The 19,752-nt window shown below is 74.2% G+C and carries 21 protein-coding genes; 11 read left to right on the top strand and 10 right to left on the bottom strand.

Annotation, left to right across the window (positions count from 1 at the left end):
• Positions 1-54: 54 nt before the first annotated feature.
• The 3 genes from FHX71_RS28290 to FHX71_RS28280 form a co-directional block, all read right to left on the bottom strand.
• Positions 55-906, bottom strand: a complete 852-nt coding sequence (locus FHX71_RS28290; RefSeq protein ID WP_182620771.1) for a 3-hydroxyacyl-CoA dehydrogenase family protein — start codon at positions 904-906, stop codon at positions 55-57.
• On the bottom strand, positions 903-1,643 hold the full coding sequence (locus FHX71_RS28285; protein WP_182620770.1) for an enoyl-CoA hydratase/isomerase family protein: 741 nt from the start codon (positions 1,641-1,643) through the stop codon (positions 903-905). Before FHX71_RS28285 ends, FHX71_RS28290 begins: the two co-directional genes overlap by 4 nt.
• 108 nt (positions 1,644-1,751) lie before the next feature.
• Positions 1,752-2,375 (bottom strand): TetR/AcrR family transcriptional regulator, encoded by a 624-nt coding sequence (locus tag FHX71_RS28280; RefSeq protein ID WP_182620769.1) that lies wholly within the window; start codon positions 2,373-2,375, stop codon positions 1,752-1,754.
• Positions 2,376-2,491: 116 nt separating this feature from the next.
• On the opposite strand from FHX71_RS28280, the gene paaA reads away from it, so the two are divergent.
• The 6 genes from paaA to FHX71_RS28250 are packed head-to-tail and all read left to right on the top strand — an operon-like array spanning position 2,492 to position 7,079.
• The gene (gene paaA / locus FHX71_RS28275) at positions 2,492-3,496 is read left to right on the top strand and encodes a 1,2-phenylacetyl-CoA epoxidase subunit PaaA (protein WP_182620768.1); all 1,005 of its coding nucleotides are present in this window, start codon (positions 2,492-2,494) and stop codon (positions 3,494-3,496) included.
• Positions 3,493-3,792, top strand: coding sequence for a 1,2-phenylacetyl-CoA epoxidase subunit PaaB (gene paaB / locus FHX71_RS28270; protein ID WP_182620767.1), 300 nt, complete (start codon positions 3,493-3,495; stop codon positions 3,790-3,792). The genes paaA and paaB overlap by 4 nt, the downstream gene beginning before the upstream one ends.
• A 47-nt stretch (positions 3,793-3,839) precedes the next feature.
• The gene (gene paaC, locus FHX71_RS28265; RefSeq protein ID WP_182620766.1) at positions 3,840-4,667 is read left to right on the top strand and encodes a 1,2-phenylacetyl-CoA epoxidase subunit PaaC; all 828 of its coding nucleotides are present in this window, start codon (positions 3,840-3,842) and stop codon (positions 4,665-4,667) included.
• On the top strand, positions 4,667-5,188 hold the full coding sequence (paaD, locus tag FHX71_RS28260; RefSeq protein ID WP_182620765.1) for a 1,2-phenylacetyl-CoA epoxidase subunit PaaD: 522 nt from the start codon (positions 4,667-4,669) through the stop codon (positions 5,186-5,188). Before paaC ends, paaD begins: the two co-directional genes overlap by 1 nt.
• Entirely contained in the window at positions 5,188-6,312 is a 1,125-nt protein-coding gene (gene paaE / locus FHX71_RS28255) for a 1,2-phenylacetyl-CoA epoxidase subunit PaaE (RefSeq protein WP_182620764.1), read from the top strand. Before paaD ends, paaE begins: the two co-directional genes overlap by 1 nt.
• A complete protein-coding gene (locus tag FHX71_RS28250; RefSeq protein ID WP_182620763.1) occupies positions 6,309-7,079 on the top strand; it encodes an enoyl-CoA hydratase/isomerase family protein in 771 nt (256 codons plus the stop codon). The genes paaE and FHX71_RS28250 overlap by 4 nt, the downstream gene beginning before the upstream one ends.
• A 91-nt stretch (positions 7,080-7,170) precedes the next feature.
• On the opposite strand, the gene FHX71_RS28245 is transcribed toward FHX71_RS28250, so the two are convergent.
• From FHX71_RS28245 to FHX71_RS28235, 3 genes are read right to left on the bottom strand one after another with little or no spacing between them, the layout of a single operon-like run.
• Complete coding sequence (locus tag FHX71_RS28245) at positions 7,171-8,565, bottom strand: dihydrolipoamide acetyltransferase family protein (protein WP_182620762.1); 1,395 nt, start codon at positions 8,563-8,565, stop codon at positions 7,171-7,173.
• Positions 8,562-9,566: an alpha-ketoacid dehydrogenase subunit beta gene (locus FHX71_RS28240; RefSeq protein ID WP_182620761.1), complete on the bottom strand. Its 1,005-nt coding sequence runs from the start codon at positions 9,564-9,566 to the stop codon at positions 8,562-8,564. The genes FHX71_RS28245 and FHX71_RS28240 overlap by 4 nt, the downstream gene beginning before the upstream one ends.
• The gene (locus FHX71_RS28235) at positions 9,566-10,687 is read right to left on the bottom strand and encodes a thiamine pyrophosphate-dependent enzyme (protein ID WP_182620760.1); all 1,122 of its coding nucleotides are present in this window, start codon (positions 10,685-10,687) and stop codon (positions 9,566-9,568) included. Before FHX71_RS28235 ends, FHX71_RS28240 begins: the two co-directional genes overlap by 1 nt.
• Before the next feature lie 116 nt (positions 10,688-10,803).
• On the opposite strand from FHX71_RS28235, the gene FHX71_RS28230 reads away from it, so the two are divergent.
• From FHX71_RS28230 to FHX71_RS28215, 4 genes are all read left to right on the top strand, one after another.
• Positions 10,804-11,286 (top strand): Lrp/AsnC family transcriptional regulator, encoded by a 483-nt coding sequence (locus FHX71_RS28230; protein WP_312877249.1) that lies wholly within the window; start codon positions 10,804-10,806, stop codon positions 11,284-11,286.
• 35 nt (positions 11,287-11,321) lie between these two features.
• Entirely contained in the window at positions 11,322-12,326 is a 1,005-nt protein-coding gene (locus tag FHX71_RS28225; protein ID WP_182620759.1) for a LacI family DNA-binding transcriptional regulator, read from the top strand.
• A 136-nt stretch (positions 12,327-12,462) separates the two neighbouring features.
• Positions 12,463-13,629, top strand: coding sequence for a Gfo/Idh/MocA family protein (locus FHX71_RS28220; protein ID WP_182620758.1), 1,167 nt, complete (start codon positions 12,463-12,465; stop codon positions 13,627-13,629).
• The gene (locus FHX71_RS28215; protein ID WP_182620757.1) at positions 13,629-14,723 is read left to right on the top strand and encodes a Gfo/Idh/MocA family protein; all 1,095 of its coding nucleotides are present in this window, start codon (positions 13,629-13,631) and stop codon (positions 14,721-14,723) included. Before FHX71_RS28220 ends, FHX71_RS28215 begins: the two co-directional genes overlap by 1 nt.
• A gap of 67 nt (positions 14,724-14,790) precedes the next feature.
• On the opposite strand, the gene FHX71_RS28210 is transcribed toward FHX71_RS28215, so the two are convergent.
• Both FHX71_RS28210 and FHX71_RS28205 read right to left on the bottom strand, forming a co-directional pair.
• Positions 14,791-16,344 carry a SpoIIE family protein phosphatase gene (locus tag FHX71_RS28210; protein WP_182620756.1) on the bottom strand — a complete coding sequence of 518 codons (1,554 nt, stop codon included), beginning with the start codon at positions 16,342-16,344 and terminating at the stop codon, positions 14,791-14,793.
• A gap of 38 nt (positions 16,345-16,382) precedes the next feature.
• Entirely contained in the window at positions 16,383-17,183 is an 801-nt protein-coding gene (locus FHX71_RS28205; protein WP_182620755.1) for an alpha/beta fold hydrolase, read from the bottom strand.
• Between the two features lie 83 nt (positions 17,184-17,266).
• Here FHX71_RS28205 and FHX71_RS28200 point away from each other — a divergent pair, with 83 nt between their 5' ends.
• On the top strand, positions 17,267-18,013 hold the full coding sequence (locus FHX71_RS28200; RefSeq protein ID WP_182620754.1) for an ABC transporter permease: 747 nt from the start codon (positions 17,267-17,269) through the stop codon (positions 18,011-18,013).
• Positions 18,014-18,047: 34 nt separating this feature from the next.
• Here FHX71_RS28200 and FHX71_RS28195 read toward each other — a convergent pair whose 3' ends face one another.
• Together FHX71_RS28195 and FHX71_RS28190 are read right to left on the bottom strand one after the other, a co-directional pair.
• Complete coding sequence (locus FHX71_RS28195) at positions 18,048-18,593, bottom strand: hypothetical protein (RefSeq protein ID WP_182620753.1); 546 nt, start codon at positions 18,591-18,593, stop codon at positions 18,048-18,050.
• Between the two features lie 122 nt (positions 18,594-18,715).
• Positions 18,716-19,690, bottom strand: coding sequence for a CPBP family intramembrane glutamic endopeptidase (locus FHX71_RS28190; protein ID WP_182620752.1), 975 nt, complete (start codon positions 19,688-19,690; stop codon positions 18,716-18,718).
• Positions 19,691-19,752 lie beyond the last annotated feature (62 nt).

Below are 19,752 nucleotides of genomic sequence, written 5' to 3'. Positions count from 1 at the left end.
GTTGCTTCCTCTCGGCTGTAACTCTCGGCTGTCCTGACGGTCCCGGCGTGCGGGTCACTCGTCCCACGTGAAGAACCCCTGACCGGTCTTGCGCCCCAGGTGCCCCGCGGCGACCATCCGGCGCAGCAGCGGCGGCACGGCGAACCGCTCCCCCAGCTCGCGCTCCAGGTGCTCCGCGATGCCGAGGCGCACGTCGAGCCCGACCAGGTCGGTGAGCCGGAGCGGCCCGACGGGGAACCGGTAGCCGCGCACCATCGCGGCGTCGATGTCGTCAGGCGTGGCGACGCCCTCCTCGACCATGCGGATCGCCTCCAGCGCGATCACCACGCCCAGGCGCGAGCTCGCGAAGCCCGGGGAGTCGGACACGACGATCGACGTCTTGCCGAGCGCGGCCACCCAGGCGGCCGCCTCCTCGACGAGCACCGGGACCGTGTGGGTGCCCCGCACGATCTCCACGAGCGCGGAGGACGGCACCGGGTTGAAGAAGTGCAGCCCGACGAAGCGCTCGGGCCGCTCCAGGTGGCCCGCGAGCACGTCGACGGACAGCGAGGAGGTGTTGCTCGCCAGCCAGGTGACCGGCGAGACCACCCGCTCGACCCGGGCCAGCACGTCGGCCTTGGTCGTGAGGTCCTCGGGCACGGCCTCGACGACGAGGCCCGCGTTGCCGAGGTCCGCGACGGCGGTGGTCGCGCGCGCCCGCTCCAGCAGCTCGGCCGCGGTGCGCGAGGTGGAGCCGCGCTCGACGCTGGCGGTCACGGCCCGTCCCAGCGCCGCCCGCGCCCGGGCCGCCGCCTCGGCGTCCCGCTCGACGACGACCACGTGGGCGCCCCCGAGCAGGAAGGCGTGGGCGATCCCGGCGCCCATCCGGCCGCCGCCGACGACGCCGACGGTCCGTGGCAGCGTCATGGCTTCCTCCGGTCCAGGAAGGCGGTCATCCGCTCGTGCTTCGCGGGCGACTCGAACAGCACGGACTGCGCGAGGTCGTCGACCTCGGGGTGCGCCGCCCGCGGGGCGCGGAAGGCCCGCTTGGTGAAGCGGACCGCCGTCGGGTCCTGCTCGGCGATCCGGTCCGCGAGCGCGTCGGCCGCCTTGAGCAGGTCCGACGACGCGTGGACGGCGCTGACGAGGCCGGCCGCCAGGGCCTCGGCGGCGTCGAGCACGCGGCCGGCGAGCAGGATCTCCAGCGCGAGCGTCTCGCCGACGAGCTCCCGCAGGCGCCAGGTGGCGCCCGCTGCGGCCATGATGCCGAGGCCCACCTCGGGCTGGCCGAACCGGGCGTTCTCGCCGGCGAGCCGGAAGTCGGCCGCGTAGGCCAGCTCGGCGCCGCCGCCCAGCGCCCAGCCGTCGACGGCGGCGATCACCGGCATGGGCAGCGCCGCGATCCGCACGAACAGCCGCGAGTTGATGCCGGCGAGCGCGTCGTCGCGGCCTCGCTCGCGCAGCTCGGCGATGTCGGCCCCGGCGGCGAAGACGCGCTCCGTCCCGGACAGGACCAGGATGCGGGGCCAGGCCTCCAGCTCGGCGCAGACCTCGTGCAGCTCGTCGACCATCGCCCGGTCGATGGCGTTGCGCACCTCGGGCCGGTCGAGCCGGACGTGCAGGCGGTCCGCGCGGTCGTCGACGCGCCGCAGGGCTGCTGCCATGGCCTCATCACCTTGGGTCGCACCGGCGTAGCGTCGGTGCGCTACTTACTGACCGTTCGTTCTGTAGATGGCAGCATGGCACGCGCGCGGTCGTGGTTCAAGGGCGCGCTAGGCGCGCAGCCCCTCGAACGCCATGGCGACGACGGCGTCGGCGAGCTGGTCGGCGGTGAGCCCGCCGCCGGGGCGGTACCACTCGACCAGCGAGTTGACCATGCCGAAGAGCAGCCGGGTCGCGGTGCGCGCGTCGACGTCAGACCGCAGGGCGCCGTCGGCGACGGCCTCCTCGACCAGGCGCGCGACGGCGTGGTCGAACTCGCGGCGGCGCCCGAGCGCCTCGCGCTCGATCTCGGTGTTCCCGCGCAGCCGGAGCAGGAGCGTCACGAAGGGCAGCTCGTCGACGAGCACCCGTACGGCGCCGCGGATGACGCGTTCGAGCCGCTCCAGGGCGGTGGCGTCGGCGTCGGGCTCCTCCAGGAGCCGCTCCAGGTTGCCGAGCGCGCGCTCCAGCGCGAGCCGGAGCAGCTCCTGCTTGCCGCTGACGTGGTAGTAGATCGCGGACTTGCTGGTGCCGAGGCGCTCGGCCAGCTCGCCCATCGACGTCGCGTCGTAGCCGCGCTCGTTGAACGCCTGGACGGCGACGGCCAGCACCGCGTCCAGGTCGTAGGCGACGCGCCCGGCGCGCCCGTTGCCGCCGCGTCGGGCGGGTGCGGGGGCGTCGGCCGGCTGTTCCATGCGAGCCAACCTAACCGACCGGGAGGCCGTTGCCGCCGCGCCCACCCCGGTGCTAGCCTGACTGAACGATCGGTAAGTAGGCCCGGTCGCACAGGAGCTCCAGCACAGGAGGCGGCATGCCAGCGGACCACCTGCCCCCGGCGTCGTCCGGAGGGGCCGCACCGCGAGAGGCCGCGCCCGGGGAGGACGAGCGGCTCGCGGCGTTCGACGCCCTCATCGCCGCCGACCAGCGGATCGAGCCCACCGACTGGATGCCCCCGGCGTACCGGAAGGCGCTGGTGCGGCAGATGTCGCAGCACGCCCACTCCGAGATCATCGGCATGCAGCCCGAGGGCAACTGGATCACGCGCGCGCCGAGCCTCAAGCGCAAGGCGATCCTGATGGCCAAGGTGCAGGACGAGGCCGGGCACGGGCTCTACCTCTACTCGGCCGCCGAGACCCTGGGGACCACGCGCGACGAGATGCTCGACGCGCTGCACTCCGGCAAGGCCAAGTACTCCTCGATCTTCAACTACCTCGCGCCGTCCTGGGCCGACATGGGCTCGATCGGCTGGCTCGTGGACGGCGCCGCCATCGCGAACCAGGTGCCGCTGTGCCGCGCGTCGTACGGCCCGTACGGGCGCGCGATGGTGCGCATCTGCAAGGAGGAGTCGTTCCACCAGCGGCAGGGCTTCGAGATCCTGCTGGCGCTGATGAACGGCACCGACGAGCAGCGGGCGATGGCGCAGGAGTCCGTGAACCGCTGGTACGCGCCGGCCCTGATGATGTTCGGCCCGCCCGACGGCGAGTCGCCCAACTCGCGGCAGAGCATGGCCTGGAAGATCAAGCGGTTCTCGAACGACGAGCTGCGCCAGCGGTTCGTCGACATGATCGTGCCCCAGGCCGAGATCCTCGGGGTCACGTTCCCCGACCCCGACCTGCGCTGGAACGAGGAGCGCGGGCACCACGACTTCGGCGAGCTCGACTGGGACGAGTTCCACGCCGTGCTGCGCGGCAACGGGCAGGCCAACGCGCTGCGCCTGGCCAAGCGCAACGCCGCGCACGCCGAGGGCGCCTGGGTCCGCGAGGCGGCGCGGGCCTACGCCGAGCGCACCGCCACGAGCGAACGGATCGCGTCATGACCGAGGAACCCCGCCGGGAGACCTGGCCGCTGTGGGAGGTGTTCGTGCGCTCGTCGCGCGGCCTGTCCCACGTCCACGCGGGCTCGCTGCACGCGCCCGACGCCGAGCTGGCGGTGCGGAACGCCCGCGACCTCTACACCCGCCGCAGCGAGGGGGTCTCGATCTGGGTGGTCCCCGCCGCCGCGATCACCGCGTCCGACCCCGACGCGAAGGACGCGTGGTTCGAGTCCCCGCGCGGCAAGGACTTCCGGCACGCGACGTACTACACGGCGTCGCAGGCCGTGCCGCACCTCTGAGCCTGACCCGCGCCACCCCGCACCCGCCCGACGCTCGATGGAGAGCCATGCCGAACCAGCACCAGTCCCCGTCCGCGGTGCTCACGCCCGAGGCCCTCGCCGCCCGGGTCGCCCCGCAGGACAGCCCGGTCCGGGCCGCAGACGACGTCGCGCGGTACGCGCTCGGCCTGGGCGACGACGCCCTGGTCCTCGCGCAGCGCCTCGGCTCGTGGATCGCGGCCGCACCCGAGCTGGAGGAGGACGTCGCCCTCGGGAACATCGCGCTCGACACCCTCGGCCACGCCCGGAGCCTGCTGACCTACGCGGGCTCCGCGTGGGACCAGACGGAGGACGACCTGGCGTACTTCCGCGACGAGCCGGACTTCCGGTGCCGGCAGATCTTCGAGCGGCCGAACGGCGACTTCGCCTGCACGATCGCCCGGCAGCTCGTCGTGTCTGCATACTTCACGGCGCTCTACCGCGCCCTGACCGGCAGCGCGGACCCGACGCTCGCGGCGATCGCCGCCAAGGCGGTCAAGGAGGTCGACTACCACCTGGACCACGCCACGCTGTGGACCTTGCGCCTGGCGCTCGGCACCGAGGAGTCGCGCCGCCGCACGGTCGCCGGGTTCGACGCCGTCTGGCCGTTCGTGGACGAGCTGTTCGCCGACGACCCCGCCGCCGACGCGGTCCCGGCCGCCGCGGTGGCGCCCGCCGGCCTGCGCGAGCCGTTCGACGCGCTGCTGCTGCCGGTGCTCGACCGGGTGGAGCTGCCGGTCCCGGCGGTCGCCGCCGTACGCGGCGGCGGGCGGCTCGGGGTGCACTCCGAGGCGCTTGGCCCCCTGCTCGCGGAGATGCAGGTGCTGGCCCGGCGGCACCCGGGGGCGGTGTGGTGATGGCCGCCGTCGAGCACGAGCAGGTCGCGCGCCCCCGCCCGGGCACGAAGCCGGAGCGCGCCGTCTGGGACGCCGCGGCGCAGGTCACCGACCCCGAGGTGCCGGTGCTGACCGTCGAGGACCTCGGCGTGCTGCGGGCCGTGCGGCTCGTGGACGGCACGCCGGTCGTGGACATCACGCCCACCTACTCGGGCTGCCCCGCCGTGGACGCGATCCGCGACGACATCGTCGCCGTCCTCGAGGAGCGCGGCTGGTCCGGGGCGCGGGTGAACGTGGTGCTCTCCCCCGCGTGGACCACCGACTGGATGAGCGACGCCGGCCGGCGCAAGCTCGTGGAGCACGGGATCGCCCCGCCGGCGCGGCGGGCGGGCGGCGTCGTCGCACTGGGGATGGGCGTGCGGTGCCCCCGGTGCGGGTCGCTGCACACGCGCGAGCTCTCGCGGTTCGGTTCGACGTCGTGCAAGGCGCTGTACGTGTGCCAGCGCTGCCGGGAGCCGTTCGACCACTTCAAGGAGCACTGATGACGCCCGCCGAGGCCCCGGCCGCGCCCACCGCCCGACGTCGGGCCCGCTTCCACCCGCTCACCGTCGCCGCCGTGCGCCCGCTGACGGCGGACGCCGTCGAGGTGACGTTCGACGTGCCCGACGACCTCGCCGACGCCTACTCCTACGCGCCCGGGCAGTACGTCGCCCTGCGCGCAGAGGTGGCCGGCGAGGAGGTGCGCCGCACCTACTCGATCTGCCAGGCGCCGGTCCGCGGCTCGCTCAAGGTGGGTATCAAGCGCGACATGGGCGGCGTGTTCTCGCCGTGGGCGGTGGACCACCTGGCGCCGGGCGCGGTGCTCGACGTGATGAGCCCCGAGGGCCTGTTCGTCTCGCACCGGGAGCCCGGCCAGGGCGGGCGCGTCGTCGGGATCGCCGCGGGCTCCGGCATCACCCCGATGATGTCGCTCGTGGAGCACACGCTCGGCTCGGCGTCGGACAGCACGTTCGACCTGGTCTACTCCAACCGGACGACGACGGACACGATGTTCCTCGACGAGCTGGCCGACCTGAAGGACCGCTACCCCGCCCGCCTGGCGCTCTACCACGTGCTCACCCGCGAGCAGCGGGGCGCCGAGCTGCTCTCGGGCCGTCTCGACGCCGACCGGCTGCGCCGCATCGTGACCACGCTCATCGGGCCGGACGGCGTGGACGAGTGGTTCCTGTGCGGGCCGTTCGAGGTGGTGCAGGCCTGCCGGGCCGTGCTGGAGGAGCTGGGCGTGCCGGCCGAGCGGGTACGGCACGAGCTGTTCACCACCGGCAGGCCCGAGCGGCCGGCGGCGCCCCGGGGCCTCCCCCCGACGTCGGGCGGGGACGGACCGACGCGCTCGGTCTCCTTCCGCCTCGACAGCACGACGACGACGGTGACCACCCCCGTCGGCGCGCGCGAGAGCGTGCTGAACGCCGCGCTGCGCGTGCGCGGCGACGTGCCGTTCGCGTGCGCCGGTGGCGTGTGCGGTACATGCCGGGCAAAACTGGTGTCGGGCACGGTGGAGATGGTGGAGAACTACGCGCTGGAGCCGGAGGAGCTGGCGCGCGGTTACGTGCTGACCTGCCAGGCGATCCCGACCAGCGAGGAGATCTCCGTGGACTACGACTCATGATCGACCTGACGATCGAGGACCAGGTCGCCGAGGTGGTGCTCGACGCGCCCGGCCGGCTCAACGCGCTCGACGAGGTGGCCCTGGCCGAGCTCGACGACGCCTACCGGGAGGCGGAGGCCGCCGGGGTGCGGGCCCTGCTGCTGCGCGGCGAGGGCCGCGCGTTCTGCGCCGGCCGGGACATCTCGGGGGTGGACGCCGCCACCGACGACGCGCTGGGCTACCTGCGCAACCGCGTGACCCCGCTGCTGTGGCGCATGACGGCCTTCCCCGCGCCGACGTTCGCGGCGGCCCACGGCGCCTGCCTGGGCGTGGGGCTCGGCCTGCTGATCGCCACCGACGTGGTCTACGTGGCCGACGACGCGAAGATCGGCTCGCCGTTCGCCAACCTCGGGGCGACGCTCGACTCGGGCGGGCACGCGCTGTTCTTCGACCGCCTGGGTGCGCACCGCACGCTCGACCTGATCTACACGGGCGAGCTGATGACCGGGGCCGAGGCGGTGGGCGCCGGGCTGTTCTCGCGGGCCGTCCCGGCGGCGGAGCTGCTGCCGTTCACGCGGGCCCGCGTCCAGCAGGTCGCGGGCGGGGCGACCAACGCCTTCCTCGCGTCCAAGCGCCTGGTCGGGGAGCTGCGCGACGAGCGGGTCGCGTTCTGGGCCGCCGTCGCGCACGAGAACGAGGCGCAGGGACGGCTCAGCGAGACCCTCGACTACCAGGAGGGCTTCGCGGCCTTCCAGGAGAAGCGTCGGCCCCGGTTCACGGGCCGCTGAACTGCTGACTCGCGTTCAGGCCACCGACGTGTCAGACGTACAGGTCCCTCGGGTGACCTGTACGTCTGACACGTCGTGAGCTGAACGCGTGTCAGAGGCGGACGATGGCCGGGAGCGGGTTCTCGATGGCGTCCGCGACCGTGCGCATGAAGCCCGCGGCGGTGCCGCCGTCGCACACCCGGTGGTCGAAGACGAAGGACATCTGCGTGATCTTGCGGGGCACGATCTGGCCGTCCACGACCCACGGCCGGTCGATGATCCGGCCGAGGCCCAGCATCGCGACCTGCGGGTGGTTGATGATCGGGGCGCTGCCGTCGACCCGCAGGCTGCCGTAGTTGTTCAGCGTGAACGTGCCCGCGGTGAGCTCCTCGGCCGTGGCCCCGCCCACCCGGGCGCGGGCGGTGAGATCGCGCAGCGCCACGTCGAGCTCGCGCGTGGTCATCGAGTCGGCGCCGAGCACCGCCGGGGCGACCAGGCCGCGCTCCCCCTGGACGGCGATGCCGAGGTTGACGGTGTCCGGGACGACGACCTCGGCGCGCTCCGTGTCGAGCCGCCCGTTCAGCACCGGGTAGGCCGCCAGGCCCGCGACGACGAAGCGCGCGACGTGCGCCAGCAGCCCCGGCCCGGGGTCGTCCGGCGTACGGGTCGCCTCGCGCAGCTCCCAGAGCGCGGTGGCGTCGACGTCGACCCAGACGGTCGCCTCGGGGATCTCGGCACGGCTGCGCGACAGCACGCGCGACGCCGCCCTCTGCGAGGCGCCAAGCGGGATGCGGCGCTGCCCGGGGGCCGGGTCTGAGACAGGGGCCGACGACGCGTCCGGGGCGGACGCCGCGGACACCACGGGCGCGGTGCCGGCGCGCGCCCGCTCGGCCGCGGCTCGCACGTCGGACCGGGTCACGGTGCCGCCTGCCCCGGTGGGCGGGATCTCGGCCAGGTCCAGGCCCGCCTCGCGGGCCAGCCGCCGCACGATCGGCGAGATCACGCGGACGGGGCTGCTGTCGTGCGCGAGCGCCGGGGCGCCGTCGTCGTCGGGCCGGGGCGCGGCGAGCGCCGTCGGCCGGGCGCCCGCCCGGGGCCGACGGCGGCGGCCGGGGCCGGGGTGCGCGGAGGTGCCGTACCCGATGAGCACGTTGCCGGAGCCGGCCTGCTCCTCGGTGCGGTAGGCCTCGGCCTCCGGCCCGACGGCGGCCGCGTCCGGCTCGGGAGCGGGCTCCGGCTCCGGCTCGTCGGCGCCCTCCGCCGTGATCGTGATGAGCGGCCTGCCCACCTCGACGGCCTCCCCCTCGGCGGCGTGCAGCACGCCGACCCGGCCCGCGTACGGGCAGGGCACCTCGACGACGGACTTGGCCGTCTCCACCTCGGCCACGGTCTGGTCCATGGCGACGACGTCGCCCACGGCGACCAGCCACTGCACCACCTCGGCCTCGGCCAGGCCCTCGCCGAGGTCGGGCAGCAGGAACGTCTGCTCGGTCGTGGTGCTGGTCATGCGTCCTCCCACTGCAGGTCGTCGACGGCGTCGAGGATGCGGTCCACGGACGGGAGCTGGAGGTGCTCGAGCTTGGGCGGCGGGTAGGGGATGTCGAAGCCGGTGACGCGGCGCACCGGGGCCGCGAGCGAGTGGAAGCAGCGCTCGCTCACCCGGGCGGCGATCTCGGACGCGACGCTGGCGAAGCCGGAGGCCTCGGCGACGACGACGGCGCGGCCGGTCGACTCCACGGCGGCGCAGACGGTGGCGTCGTCGAACGGGACGATGGAGCGCACGTCCACGACCTGGAGGCTGCGGCCGTCGCGCGCGGCGGCGTCGGCGGCCTCCAGCGCGACCGGCACGGAGGGGCCGTAGGCGATGAGGGTGGCGTCGGTGCCCGGGCGGCGCACGACGGCCCGGCCGATCCCCGGCTCGGCGCCCGCCCGGAACGCGACCTCGCCCTTGGCCCAGTAGAGCTTCTTCGGCTCGAGGAAGACCACCGGGTCGGGCGAGGCGATGGCCTCGCGCAGCAGCAGGTAGGCGTCAGCGGGGTTCGACGGCGCGACGACGTGCAGGCCCGGCGTGTGCGCGTAGTACGCCTCGGACGAGTCGCTGTGGTGCTCGACGCCGCCCACGCCGCCCGCGTACGGGACCCGGATGACCAGCGGCAGCTCGACCCGGCCGCGCGTACGGTTCCGCATCTTCGCGATGTGGCTCACCACCTGCTCGAACGCCGGGTAGGCGAAGGCGTCGAACTGCATCTCGATCACGGGCCGCATGCCGTTCATCGCGAGCCCGACGGCGAAGCCGGCGATGCCGGCCTCGGCGAGCGGCGTGTCGAAGCAGCGGTCCTCGCCGAACTCGGCCGTCAGCCCGTCGGTGACCCGGAAGACGCCGCCGAGCGCGCCGACGTCCTCGCCCAGCACGAGCACCGTGGGGTCCTCGGCCAGCGCGTCGCGCAGCGCCCGGTTGATCGCCTGGGCCGTGCTGAGCGTCTCGTGCTCCACCGCGGTGCTGGTCATCAGCGGGTCTCCTCCTGACTGGTCTCGTCCCGGCCCGGTTCGTCACGACTCAGCTCGTCCTTGACCAGGGCGAGCTGCTCCACGAGCTGCGGCGTCGGCCGGGAGTAGACGTGGCGGAACAGGTCCTCGGGGTCCGGGACGACGTCGACGTTGAGGCCGTCCCGGGTGTGCCGCGCGAGCCGCTCGGCGTCGTCGGCGTGGGCGGCCGCGCGCGAGTCGTCCAGCACGCCCGCCGCGCGCAGGTAGGCGTCGAGCCGCAGCAGCGGGTCCTTGGCGGCCCAGGCGGCGACCTCGGCGTCGGACCGGTAGCGGGTCGCGTCGTCGGCGTTGGTGTGGGCCTGCATGCGGTAGGTGCGGCCCTCGACGAGCTGCGGCCCCGCGCCCGCCCGGGCGCGCGCGACCGCCCCGGACAGGACGTGCAGCAGGGCCGCGAGGTCGTTGCCGTCCACCAGCTCGCCGGGCACGCCGTAACCCACGCCCTTGTGCGCCAGCGAAGGCGCGGCGCTCTGCCGGGCCAGCGGCACCGAGATCGCGTACTGGTTGTTCTGCACGAAGAACACGACCGGCGCCCGGAAGACGGCGGCGAAGTTCAGCGCCTCGTGGAAGTCGCCCTCGCTCGTGGCGCCGTCGCCGCACATCGCCAGCACCACCGTGCTCTCGCCGCGCAGCCGCGCCGCGTGCGCCACCCCGACGGCGTGCGGGAGCTGCGTCGCGAGCGGGGTGGCCAGGGGTGCGACGCGGCGCTCGTACGGGTCGTACCCGGAGTGCCAGTCGCCCTTGAGCAGGCCGAGCACCTCGACCGGGTCCACGCCGCGAGCGACGGCGGCGGCGGTGTCGCGGTAGGTCGGGAAGAGCCAGTCCTCGTCGCCGAGCACCTGGGCGGCGGCGACCTGGCACGCCTCCTGGCCGTACGACGAGGGGTAGACCGCCAGTCGGCCCTGGCGGACCAGCACGGAGGACTGCTCGTTGAACCGCCGCGCGGTGACCATGCCGGCGAGGCCCCGCAGGAGGTCGTCGGCCGGGGGCAGCGCGTCGTCGTCGCCGGCCGTCGGCCTGCCGTCCGGGTCGAGGAGCGCGACGGGCTCCGGGGACGGCAGCATGAGATCTACGTCGATCGCCATGTAGATATACTGGTCAACGTTCCATCCGGATTCCATCAACGGCGAGGATCCGAGAACCTGTCCAGTCATGGCTGGGTCACACGATCCAAACGTCCAGCACAGAAGGGGCTGAGGGCGTGGTCGCGAGACAAGTGGCAGGTGGCCTCGACGACGTCGACCAGCGCATCCTCGACGAGCTGCGCCGGGACGGCCGGATGTCCATGCGGTCGCTGGCCGAGAAGCTGCACATCTCGCGGGCCAACGCGTACGTGCGCGTGCAGCGGCTGGAGTCCGCGGGCGTGATCCGGGGCTACCGCGCGGAGATCGACCCGGTGCTCGCCGGGCTGGGCACGTCCGCCTACGTGACGGTCAACCTGGACCAGGCGCAGTGGCGCTCGGTCCGCGAGGAGCTGCGCACCCTGCGGGGCGTCGAGCACATCGGGCTGGTCGGCGGCGAGTTCGACCTCGTCCTGCTGGTCCGGGCCCGCGACAACGCCGACCTGCGGCACCTGATCCTGGACCAGATCCAGGGCATGGACGGCATCGTGAACACCCATACGCTGCTCGTGTTCGAGGAGCCGGTCCCCGCGGGACCCGCACCCATGGCCCCGCCTGCCTGATGCGGCCGGGCGGGGCCAGAGGGGACACTGTGTCGATGTCAGCCCGCCAGCCCACCAGCCACGACGTCGCGCGCGCCGCGGGAGTGTCGCAGTCGACGGTCTCCTACGCCCTGTCCGGCAAGGGCACGATCGCGCCCCGGACCCGCGAGCACGTGCTGGCGGTCGCGGCGTCGATGGGCTACCGGCCCAACCTCGCCGCGCGGTCGATGCGCACCCAGCGCTCGGGCCGCCTCGCCGTCGTCACCGGCGTCACCGTGGACAACCGGCTGCGCATGCTCACCGGCGCCGCGGAGGTCGCCGCCGAGGCGGGCTACGCGCTGGACACCCACAGCGTGGACGGCACCGCCGAGGCCCGCACCGAGCGCGTCGTCGACCTCGCCCGGAGCGGCCAGGTCGAGGGCGTGCTGACGTTCCTCCCCGTGGTCCCCGACGCGCTCACCCTGGACGACGACGCCGCGCCGGTCGTCGCCGAGACGGCGCTCGACGAGCAGCTCCGCACCACCGGCGAGCTCGCCGACGCCGGCCTGCTGGGCACCGTGATCTCGGCCCTGGCCGCGGCCGGCCACCGCCGGTTCCTGCACGTGGCCGGGCCCGAGCACTTCGCCTCGGCGCGCTCGCGCCGCGACGTCTACCTCGCGGAGGTCGAGCGCCTGGGCGTCGAGTCGCTGGGGGTCGTGGGCAGCGCCTGGTCGCCGGAGTCGGGCCGCGCGGCGATGCTCGCCCTGCCCGACGACGCCGTGCCGCTGGCCGTGATCGCGGCCAACGACTACGTGGCGCTCGGCGTGCTGCGGGGGGCGGCGGAGCGCGGCTGGTCCGTCCCGGGCGACCTGGTGGTCACGGGCTGGGACGACGCCGACTTCAGCGCGTTCACGTCGCCGTCCCTGACCACGATCCCCGTGGACTTCGTCGAGGCCGGACGGCGCGCGATGCGGCGGCTGGTCGCGGCGGTACGCGGCGAGGAGCCCCCGCGCCCGACGGCCCCGCTGCAGCGCGTCGTGTGGCGGGAGTCGACCGGAAACCTGCCCCGCACGGCCGGCTGACCGCGGGCCGCCCCTTGACATCCCGGGCACCGGACATGACGATGTTGAACCGTTGCATCATACGTATGATGCGATCTGCGACGTCGCACCGCTCCGCGTGGCCGGCGTCGTCACGTCGTCGTCCAACGGAGGAAGCATGCTCAAGATCGGCATCGTCGGGACCGGCGGGATCGCCGGAGCGCACGCCGAGGGATACCGCCGCTTCGCGCAGGAGTGCGAGGTCGTCGCCGTCTGCGACATCGTCCCGGGCAAGGCCGCCGAGCAGCGCGAGCGGCTCCAGGTGCCCGGCGCGCGGGCCTACGAGAGCATCGAGGAGCTGCTCGCCGCCGAGCCGGACCTCGACCTGGTGAGCATCACGACGCCGCCGTCGTCCCACGCGGAGCTGACCATCACCGCGCTGCGCGCGGGGGTGGACGTACTCGTCGAGAAGCCGATGGCGCCCTCCCTGGAGGAGTGCGACGCCATGATCGCGGCCGCCGCCGAGAACGACCGCGTGCTGTCGGTCGTGGCGCAGAACCGCTTCCGCGACGACATGGCGACGCTCAAGGAGGTGCTGGACTCCGGCCTGGCCGGGCCCGTCTCGCACGTCCAGGTGAGCTCGGCCTGGTGGCGCGGCACCGCCTACTACGACCTGTGGTGGCGCGGGACGTGGGAGTCCGAGGGCGGCGGCTGCACGCTGAACCACGCGATCCACCACCTCGACCTGACGCAGTGGATGCTCGGCGCGCCCCGCGCGGTCACCGCCGTGCTGACCAACGCCGCGCACGAGAACGCCGAGGTCGAGGACCTCTCCGTGGCCGTGCTCCAGTACGACCGCGCGCTGGCCGAGGTGACCAGCTCCGTGGTGCACCACGGCGAGGAGCAGGCCATCGTGGTGCAGGGCCGGGACGCGCGCGTCTCGCAGCCGTGGAAGGTCGTCGCCTCCGCTCCCTCGCCCAACGGCTTCCCCGCCCCCGGCGGCAACGCCGACCGCGTCGCGGAGATCGAGGCCCTGGCCGCGGCCCGGGAGCCGCTGGCCCACCTGGGGCACAACGGGCAGATCGGGGACACGCTGGCCGCCGTCCGCGAGCGCCGCGTGCCCGCCGTCACGGGTGCGGACGGCCGCCGCGCCGTCGAGCTGGTGACGGCCATCTACCAGGCCGGGATCGAGCGGCGCACGGTGGACCTGCCGCTTCAGCAGGACGACCCGTACTACCGGACGGGCACGCTGGTGGCGCGCGCCCCGCACTTCTTCGAGAAGACCGCGTCGGTGGGCGACCTGCCCGGCGCGATCACCGTCGGCAGCAGCCAGGAGGCGAACTGATGAACGCGAGCGGAGCCAACTACGCGCCCGAGCCGGTGCCGGACCCCGTGGTGGGCGGGGGCGACTTCCCCTTCGCGGCGGTCCGGCTCGACCACGGCCACATCTACGGCATGGCCGAGGGCCTCCAGTCCGCGGGCGGCACCCTGAAGTGGGTGTACGACCCGGACCCGGCGAAGGTGGAGGCGTTCCGCGCCAAGTTCCCGGACGTGCGCGTGGCACGCAGCGAGGACGAGGTGTTCGACGACGACGAGGTGCTCCTGGTCGCCGGCGCGGCCGTCACGTCGGAGCGCGCCGGCCTCGGCCTGCGCGCCATCGAGGCGGGCAAGGACTACTTCACCGACAAGGCCCCGCTGACGACGCTCGACCAGCTCGCGGCGGCCCGCGTGGCCACCGCGCGGACCGGCCGCAAGTACGCCGTCTACTACTCGGAGCGCATCCACGTGGAGGCGGCGGTCCTGGCCGACCAGCTCGTGGAGCGGGGCTCGATCGGCCGGGTGCTGCAGGTCATGGGCCTGGGCCCGCACCGCCTGGGCACCGGCCGCCCCGACTGGTTCTTCGAGAAGGAGAAGTACGGCGGCATCCTGTGCGACATCGGCAGCCACAACTTCGAGCAGATGCTGCACTACGCGGGCGCCAAGGACGCGCAGGTGACGCACTCCGCCATCGCCAACTACAACCACCCGGACCACCCGGAGCTGGACGACTTCGGCGAGGCCAACATCGTGATGGACAACGGCGCCGCGGGCTACTGCCGCGTCGACTGGTTCACGCCGGACGGCCTGAGGACCTGGGGTGACGGCCGCACGTTCATCCTGGGCACCGAGGGCTACATCGAGCTGCGCAAGTACACGAACGTGGCCACGGACGAGGGTCCCGGCCACGTGTTCCTGGTCAACGGCGAGGGCGAGCACCACCTCGTCGCCAAGGGGAACGTGGGCTACCCGTACTTCGGCCGGCTCATCCTCGACTGCCTGGAGCGCACCGAGAACGCGATGACGCAGGAGCACGCGTTCAAGGCGGCCGAGCTGAGCGTCCAGGCCCAGCTCGCGGCGCGGGTGCTGACGCCCGACGCCGAGGGCGCGGGCATCGGCTGACAGCCACCGATCCGCGAGGAAGGGGGGCCGGGTCCGGCGACGGGCCCGGCCTCTCGTGCGTCCCGGTTCAGGCGGGCGCGTCCCACGCGAGCCGGAGCACGCACGCGTCGTCGTCCTGGTTGGGGTGGTCGCCGAGCAGCGACGACACGAGCACGTCGGCGGCGGCGGTGCCGAGCGGCCCCGCGGCGGCCCGGGCGAACACCTCCAGGCCCGTGTGCAGGCTGCGCCCGCGCTGCTCGACCATGCCGTCCGTGTAGAGCCAGAGGACGTCACCGGGCCGCAGCTCGACCACCCCGGCGCCGGTCCGCGGTGCCGCGACGGGCACGGTGTGCACGCCGAGCGGCGCCCCGCGCCCCTCCCACAGGAACTCGGCGCCGCCGTCGGGCCGCGTGACCAGGGGTGGAAGGTGCCCCGCGCAGGCGTGGACGAGCCGTCCGGTGGTGACGTCGAGCTCGGCGTAGACGAGCGTGGACCCGAAGCCGACGCCGTGGCGCTGAACGTACCGGTCCACGCGGGCGAGGACGCCCGCCGGGCCGACGCCGCTCTCGGCGCAGCTCCGGACGGCGGTCCGGAGCTGGCCCATCGCGGTCGCCGACCGCAGTCCGTGCCCGACGACGTCCCCCACCGCCAGCGCGAGGGTCGTGTCGTCGACCCAGAAGGCGTCGTACCAGTCGCCGCCCACCTCCAGCGAGCGTTCCGCGGGCCGGTAGTCCGTGCTGACCCGGGCGCGCTCCGGCTGCGGGAGCTGGTCGGTGAGCATCGCGCGCTGCAGCTCGTGCGCCACCGAGACGCTCTGCTCGTGCAGCACGGCACGGTCGAGCGCGACGCCACCCTGCTGGCCGGCGGCGGCGAGCGCGCCGCGGTTGAGCGCGTCGTCGCCCGCCTGAGCGCGCGGGACCAGGACCAGGACGCCGTGCAGGGTGTCCGTGCCGCGCAGCGGGACCACGACCCGGCCATCGGGCGCGACCAGCACCTCGGTCTCCGCCGCGGTGGTCCCGGCGTCATGGGCGGCGTCGGAGCTCGCCCGCACCGTGGCCAGGAGCCGCGCGGACGGCCGCTCAGCCGGGCCGTCCTGGCCGAGCTGCGCCCGCAGGGCGGGAGCCCCCGCCTCGTCGAGCAGCCACACCGACGCGGCCCGGGCGCGCAGCTCGGCGACCGCCGCGTGCGCGAGCGCCGCGCAGACGCCCTCCACGCCGGCCGCCCGGGCGAGCGCGGTGGTCGTGCCGAGCAGGGTGCGCACGCCCGCCTCGGACCGCTCGGCCGCCGCGCGCGCAGCGACCAGCTCCCGTTCGAACCGTCTCCGCTCCCGGGCCTCGAACAGGACGACGTCGATCACCAGGCCGCCGTCGCCGGTCCGCCCCTCGCCGGCGTGCAGCTCCGCGGACAGCAGCACCGGGCGGGGCTCGCCCCCGGCGCGCAGCTCGAGCGCGATCTCCTCCACCCTGCCCTGCATGTGCAGCAGCGGGGCCAGGTGCGTCTCCCAGTAGATGCGGCCGCCCACGGACAGCAGCGCGCTGAGCCGGGTGCCCTCCAGGTCCAGGCCCGCGTCGCCCAGCCAGCCGCGGAACGTCTCGTTGGTGTCGATGATCGCGCCCTCGCCGTCGAGGCGGAGCAGTGCCACGGGGGCCGAGTCCCAGGACCGGGCCCGCCCCATGGGGATCACGGGGTGAGGTACTCGCGCATCGTGGCGATCAGCGCCCCGGGGGCGCTGAGGTTCGGGCAGTGGCCGACGGCGTCGATGAGGGCGAGCTCGCTGCCCGCGAGGTTCGCGTGGACGTAGCGCCCCACCTCGACCGGCGCGATGACGTCCTCGCGGCACTGGACGACGAGGCTCGGCGTGCGGACGGCGGCGAGGTCGGCGCGGTTGTCGGACAGGAAGGTGGTCCGGGCGAAGCGCTTGGCGATGGCCGGGTCCGTGCGGCAGAAGGCGTTGGTGAGCTCCTCGCCGAGCGCGGGCCGGTCCGGGTTGCCCATGATGACCGGGGCCATGGCCGCGGACCAGCCGAGGTAGTTGGCGTCCATGGTGTCGAGCAGCTCGTCGATCTCGTGGGCCGCGAAGCCGCCGCGGTAGCCGTCGTCGTCGATGTAGCGCGGGTTCGGGCCCACCAGGACGAGCCGGTCGAAGAGCTCCGGCCGCCGCGCGGCGGCCAGCGTCGCGATGGTCGCGCTCACCGAGTGGCCGACGAGCACGACGGGGCCGAGGGCGAGCTCGTCCAGGAGCTCGACCACGTCGTCCGCGTAGCCGTCGAGGGAGGCGTGCCGGTCGAGGTCGTACGCCGTGGCGTCCGAGCCGCCCGCGCCGACGTGGTCGAACAGGACCACCCGGAAGTCGCTCTCGAATGCCGGGGCCACGAGCCGCCACATGCTCTGGTCGCAGCCGAACCCGTGCGCGAACACGATGGCGGGTGCGCCCTCCGGCGCGCCCGAGATCCGGGCACTGTGGCGGGTGGCGACGATCACGGGGCCAGTCTAGGGGCCCGGATCGGGGTGGTTACGGCCAGGGAGAGCCCTCGGCGCACGCCCGACGGCGGCATGCTGGTGCCATGGATCCGGTAGCCGTCGTGGTGGCAGTGTCCGTGCTGGCGCTCGTGGCGTTCGGGATCGTCGCCGCCCTGCGCCTGGAGTCGCCGTGGCTCCAGCCGGTCGCGATCGTCCGTGCGACGGTGCAGCTGGGCCTGCTGAGCCTGGTCCTGACCGGGGTCCTGGCCCACGGGGCGTGGGTGGCGCTGTTCCTGGCGGTCATGGTCGCCGCCGCGACCGTGGTCGTGGTGCGGCGCGCCCGGCTGCCGCGGCGGTACGCGCCATGGCTGGCCGGGATCATGCTCGCCGCGGCGTCCGTGCCGATGGCGGTCGTGTTCGCCACCGGGGCGCTGCCCCTGGAGCCGCGGTACCTCCTGGCCGTGGGCGGGATCGTCGTCGGCTCCACCATGACCGTCAGCTCCCTGATGGGCCGGTCGCTGGCCGAGGCGCTGGTCACCGGGCGGGACGAGATCGAGGGGTGGCTCGCCCTCGGCGCCACGCCCCGGGTCGCGGCCCTGCGCGCGGTGCGCACGGCGGCCTCCACCGCCCTGATCCCGTCCACCGACCAGACGCGCACCACGGGGATCGTCACCCTGCCGGGCGCGTTCGTCGGCGCGATCTTCGCCGGGTCCTCGCCGCTCGAGGCGGCCGGCTTCCAGCTCGTCGTGCTGGCGAGCATCCTGGCCGCGGGCGGGATCTGCGTGGCGCTGCTGGGCCGGCTGCTCGGCGCCCCGGCCCAGCTCCCCGAGCGCGAGGCCGGCCGGGTCTAGGACGCCGACGGCGCCTCGGGGCCGCCCCGGCGTGTCACCTGAACGGCTCCGGGCGCCGGTGCGCGTCGTCGGTGTCGCCGCCGGAGACCAGGCCGCCCGTGCCCTCCGGGCCGATGAACGACACCAGGTTGGGCGCCGCGTCCCGGCTCCGCACGAGCACGGCGGGCGGGGCCAGGGGCGCCGGCCAGGCGAGCACCCGATACGTCTCGACCACGTCCGACGCGGTCGAGACGGACGCGAGCGAGCGCCCCCGCGCGTAGACCTGGAGCCGGTGGGGCCCGCCGCCCACACCGATCCGGCGGGCGTCCGAGCCGTCGTCCCCCGCTCCCACGACGACGACGCCGCGGGGCCCGGCCAGCACGCTGACCTCAGCGGCCTCGTCCCAGCCCTCGCCGTCGACGTCGAACGGGGCCTGGAAGAGGACCACCTCGACCCGGACCGGGCCGCTCTCGATGCCGGTGACGAGGGCGGGGCGGGGCGTCGTGTCCCAGGCCCGTGCGGCGGCGGGACGTCGCCGCACGTCCCTGATCTCGAGCAGGTGCCCGCTGACGAGCGTCTCGTAGGTAGCGGCCGGTCTCATCGGGCGGAGTCCCCGACCGGGCCGTGATCAACGACTCGAAAGGATCGGTACATAGGGCCAGAGTCACGACTTTCGGGGTGCGAAACTGCGAACGAGCCTGCGTCCCGCCCCGGATCACGATGCTAGGAGGCGGCTGGGAGGGTGGCTCGCCGAGTTCGTATCGCGAAACGCCCCGTGCGCTCGATGAACCAGACCATGAGCACGGCCAGCACGTTCATCACCATGAGGATGATGAGGGCGGCGCCCGGACCAGAACCGACACCACGGTCGACCACCGACGAGCCGCCTCCGGCGAAGAGCGCGTTCACGAGACCGACGAGAACGTTGTTGGAGACGTGGAAGGCCATCGCGGCCTCCAGGCCGCCGCTGATCAGGCCCATGATCACCGTGCAAGCGGAGAAGACGATCAGGTAGCTGACGAGCCACGGGTCCAGGGTCACGTGCACCGCGGCGAAGAGCACCCCGGAGACAAGGATGCCGAACACGACGCCGAGGCGGGTGCTGCGGAACCAGGAACCCGCGGCCGGGACGGCCGCCCCACGGAACGCCACCTCTTCACCTGCCGCCTGCAACGGAGTGAAGACAAGGGTCACGGCGATGGTGGCGACGACGAGCGGCCCGACCTCGAAAGCCCCCCATCCGCTCGACCCGGGAGCGATCAGCGCCGTCGCGATGGTGCCCAGGCCGACGACGACCGCGGCGCCCAGGAGATAGACACCGAGGCGGCGCCGGTCGAAGGCGCGGGTGTGCCGGAACACCGCCCGCCACGGCACCTTCGCCATCCTCGCGACCAGCAGCGTCGCGAGCACCGCGGTGACAGCGGTGCTGAGGCCGGTGGCGGCGATCGTGAGCGGCGTGAGCGCGGGCTTGCTCGGGTCCGCCGGGCCCTCGATCAGGACGACCCCCTGGAAGAGGATGATCTGGACCAGGAGCAGGATCAGCGGGATCGCGACCAGGACGACCAGGGACTTCCAGCGCGACATCCGGAAGTGGACGCCGAACGGACGGTCCGGCCAGGTACCGGGCAGTGCGGCTGCTGCCGCACCGGCGTGAGGATCCGCGCCCTGGGGCCCGAGAGGCTCTGGTGTGCGCATCATGAACGACCTTTCTTGAGGGGGATCCGTTGATCCACCCACGAGTAGAAGATCTGCCCCCGGGG

Source organism: Promicromonospora sukumoe, assembly GCF_014137995.1.
GTDB classification, from domain to species: domain Bacteria; phylum Actinomycetota; class Actinomycetes; order Actinomycetales; family Cellulomonadaceae; genus Promicromonospora; species Promicromonospora sukumoe.
This window is presented reverse-complemented; position numbering and strand designations above follow the sequence as displayed.

Bases quoted from the DNA above. Each gene is read 5' to 3' on its own strand.
- FHX71_RS28290 (WP_182620771.1), bottom strand. From the start codon at position 906: ATGACGCTGCCACGGACCGTCGGCGTCGTCGGCGGCGGCCGGATGGGC.
- FHX71_RS28285 (WP_182620770.1), bottom strand. From the start codon at position 1,643: ATGGCAGCAGCCCTGCGGCGCGTCGACGACCGCGCGGACCGCCTGCAC.
- FHX71_RS28280 (WP_182620769.1), bottom strand. From the start codon at position 2,375: ATGGAACAGCCGGCCGACGCCCCCGCACCCGCCCGACGCGGCGGCAAC.
- paaA (WP_182620768.1), top strand. From the start codon at position 2,492: ATGCCAGCGGACCACCTGCCCCCGGCGTCGTCCGGAGGGGCCGCACCG.
- paaB (WP_182620767.1), top strand. From the start codon at position 3,493: ATGACCGAGGAACCCCGCCGGGAGACCTGGCCGCTGTGGGAGGTGTTC.
- paaC (WP_182620766.1), top strand. From the start codon at position 3,840: ATGCCGAACCAGCACCAGTCCCCGTCCGCGGTGCTCACGCCCGAGGCC.
- paaD (WP_182620765.1), top strand. From the start codon at position 4,667: ATGGCCGCCGTCGAGCACGAGCAGGTCGCGCGCCCCCGCCCGGGCACG.
- paaE (WP_182620764.1), top strand. From the start codon at position 5,188: ATGACGCCCGCCGAGGCCCCGGCCGCGCCCACCGCCCGACGTCGGGCC.
- FHX71_RS28250 (WP_182620763.1), top strand. From the start codon at position 6,309: ATGATCGACCTGACGATCGAGGACCAGGTCGCCGAGGTGGTGCTCGAC.
- FHX71_RS28245 (WP_182620762.1), bottom strand. From the start codon at position 8,565: ATGACCAGCACCACGACCGAGCAGACGTTCCTGCTGCCCGACCTCGGC.
- FHX71_RS28240 (WP_182620761.1), bottom strand. From the start codon at position 9,566: ATGACCAGCACCGCGGTGGAGCACGAGACGCTCAGCACGGCCCAGGCG.
- FHX71_RS28235 (WP_182620760.1), bottom strand. From the start codon at position 10,687: ATGGCGATCGACGTAGATCTCATGCTGCCGTCCCCGGAGCCCGTCGCG.
- FHX71_RS28225 (WP_182620759.1), top strand. From the start codon at position 11,322: ATGTCAGCCCGCCAGCCCACCAGCCACGACGTCGCGCGCGCCGCGGGA.
- FHX71_RS28220 (WP_182620758.1), top strand. From the start codon at position 12,463: ATGCTCAAGATCGGCATCGTCGGGACCGGCGGGATCGCCGGAGCGCAC.
- FHX71_RS28215 (WP_182620757.1), top strand. From the start codon at position 13,629: ATGAACGCGAGCGGAGCCAACTACGCGCCCGAGCCGGTGCCGGACCCC.
- FHX71_RS28200 (WP_182620754.1), top strand. From the start codon at position 17,267: ATGGATCCGGTAGCCGTCGTGGTGGCAGTGTCCGTGCTGGCGCTCGTG.
- FHX71_RS28195 (WP_182620753.1), bottom strand. From the start codon at position 18,593: ATGAGACCGGCCGCTACCTACGAGACGCTCGTCAGCGGGCACCTGCTC.
- FHX71_RS28190 (WP_182620752.1), bottom strand. From the start codon at position 19,690: ATGATGCGCACACCAGAGCCTCTCGGGCCCCAGGGCGCGGATCCTCAC.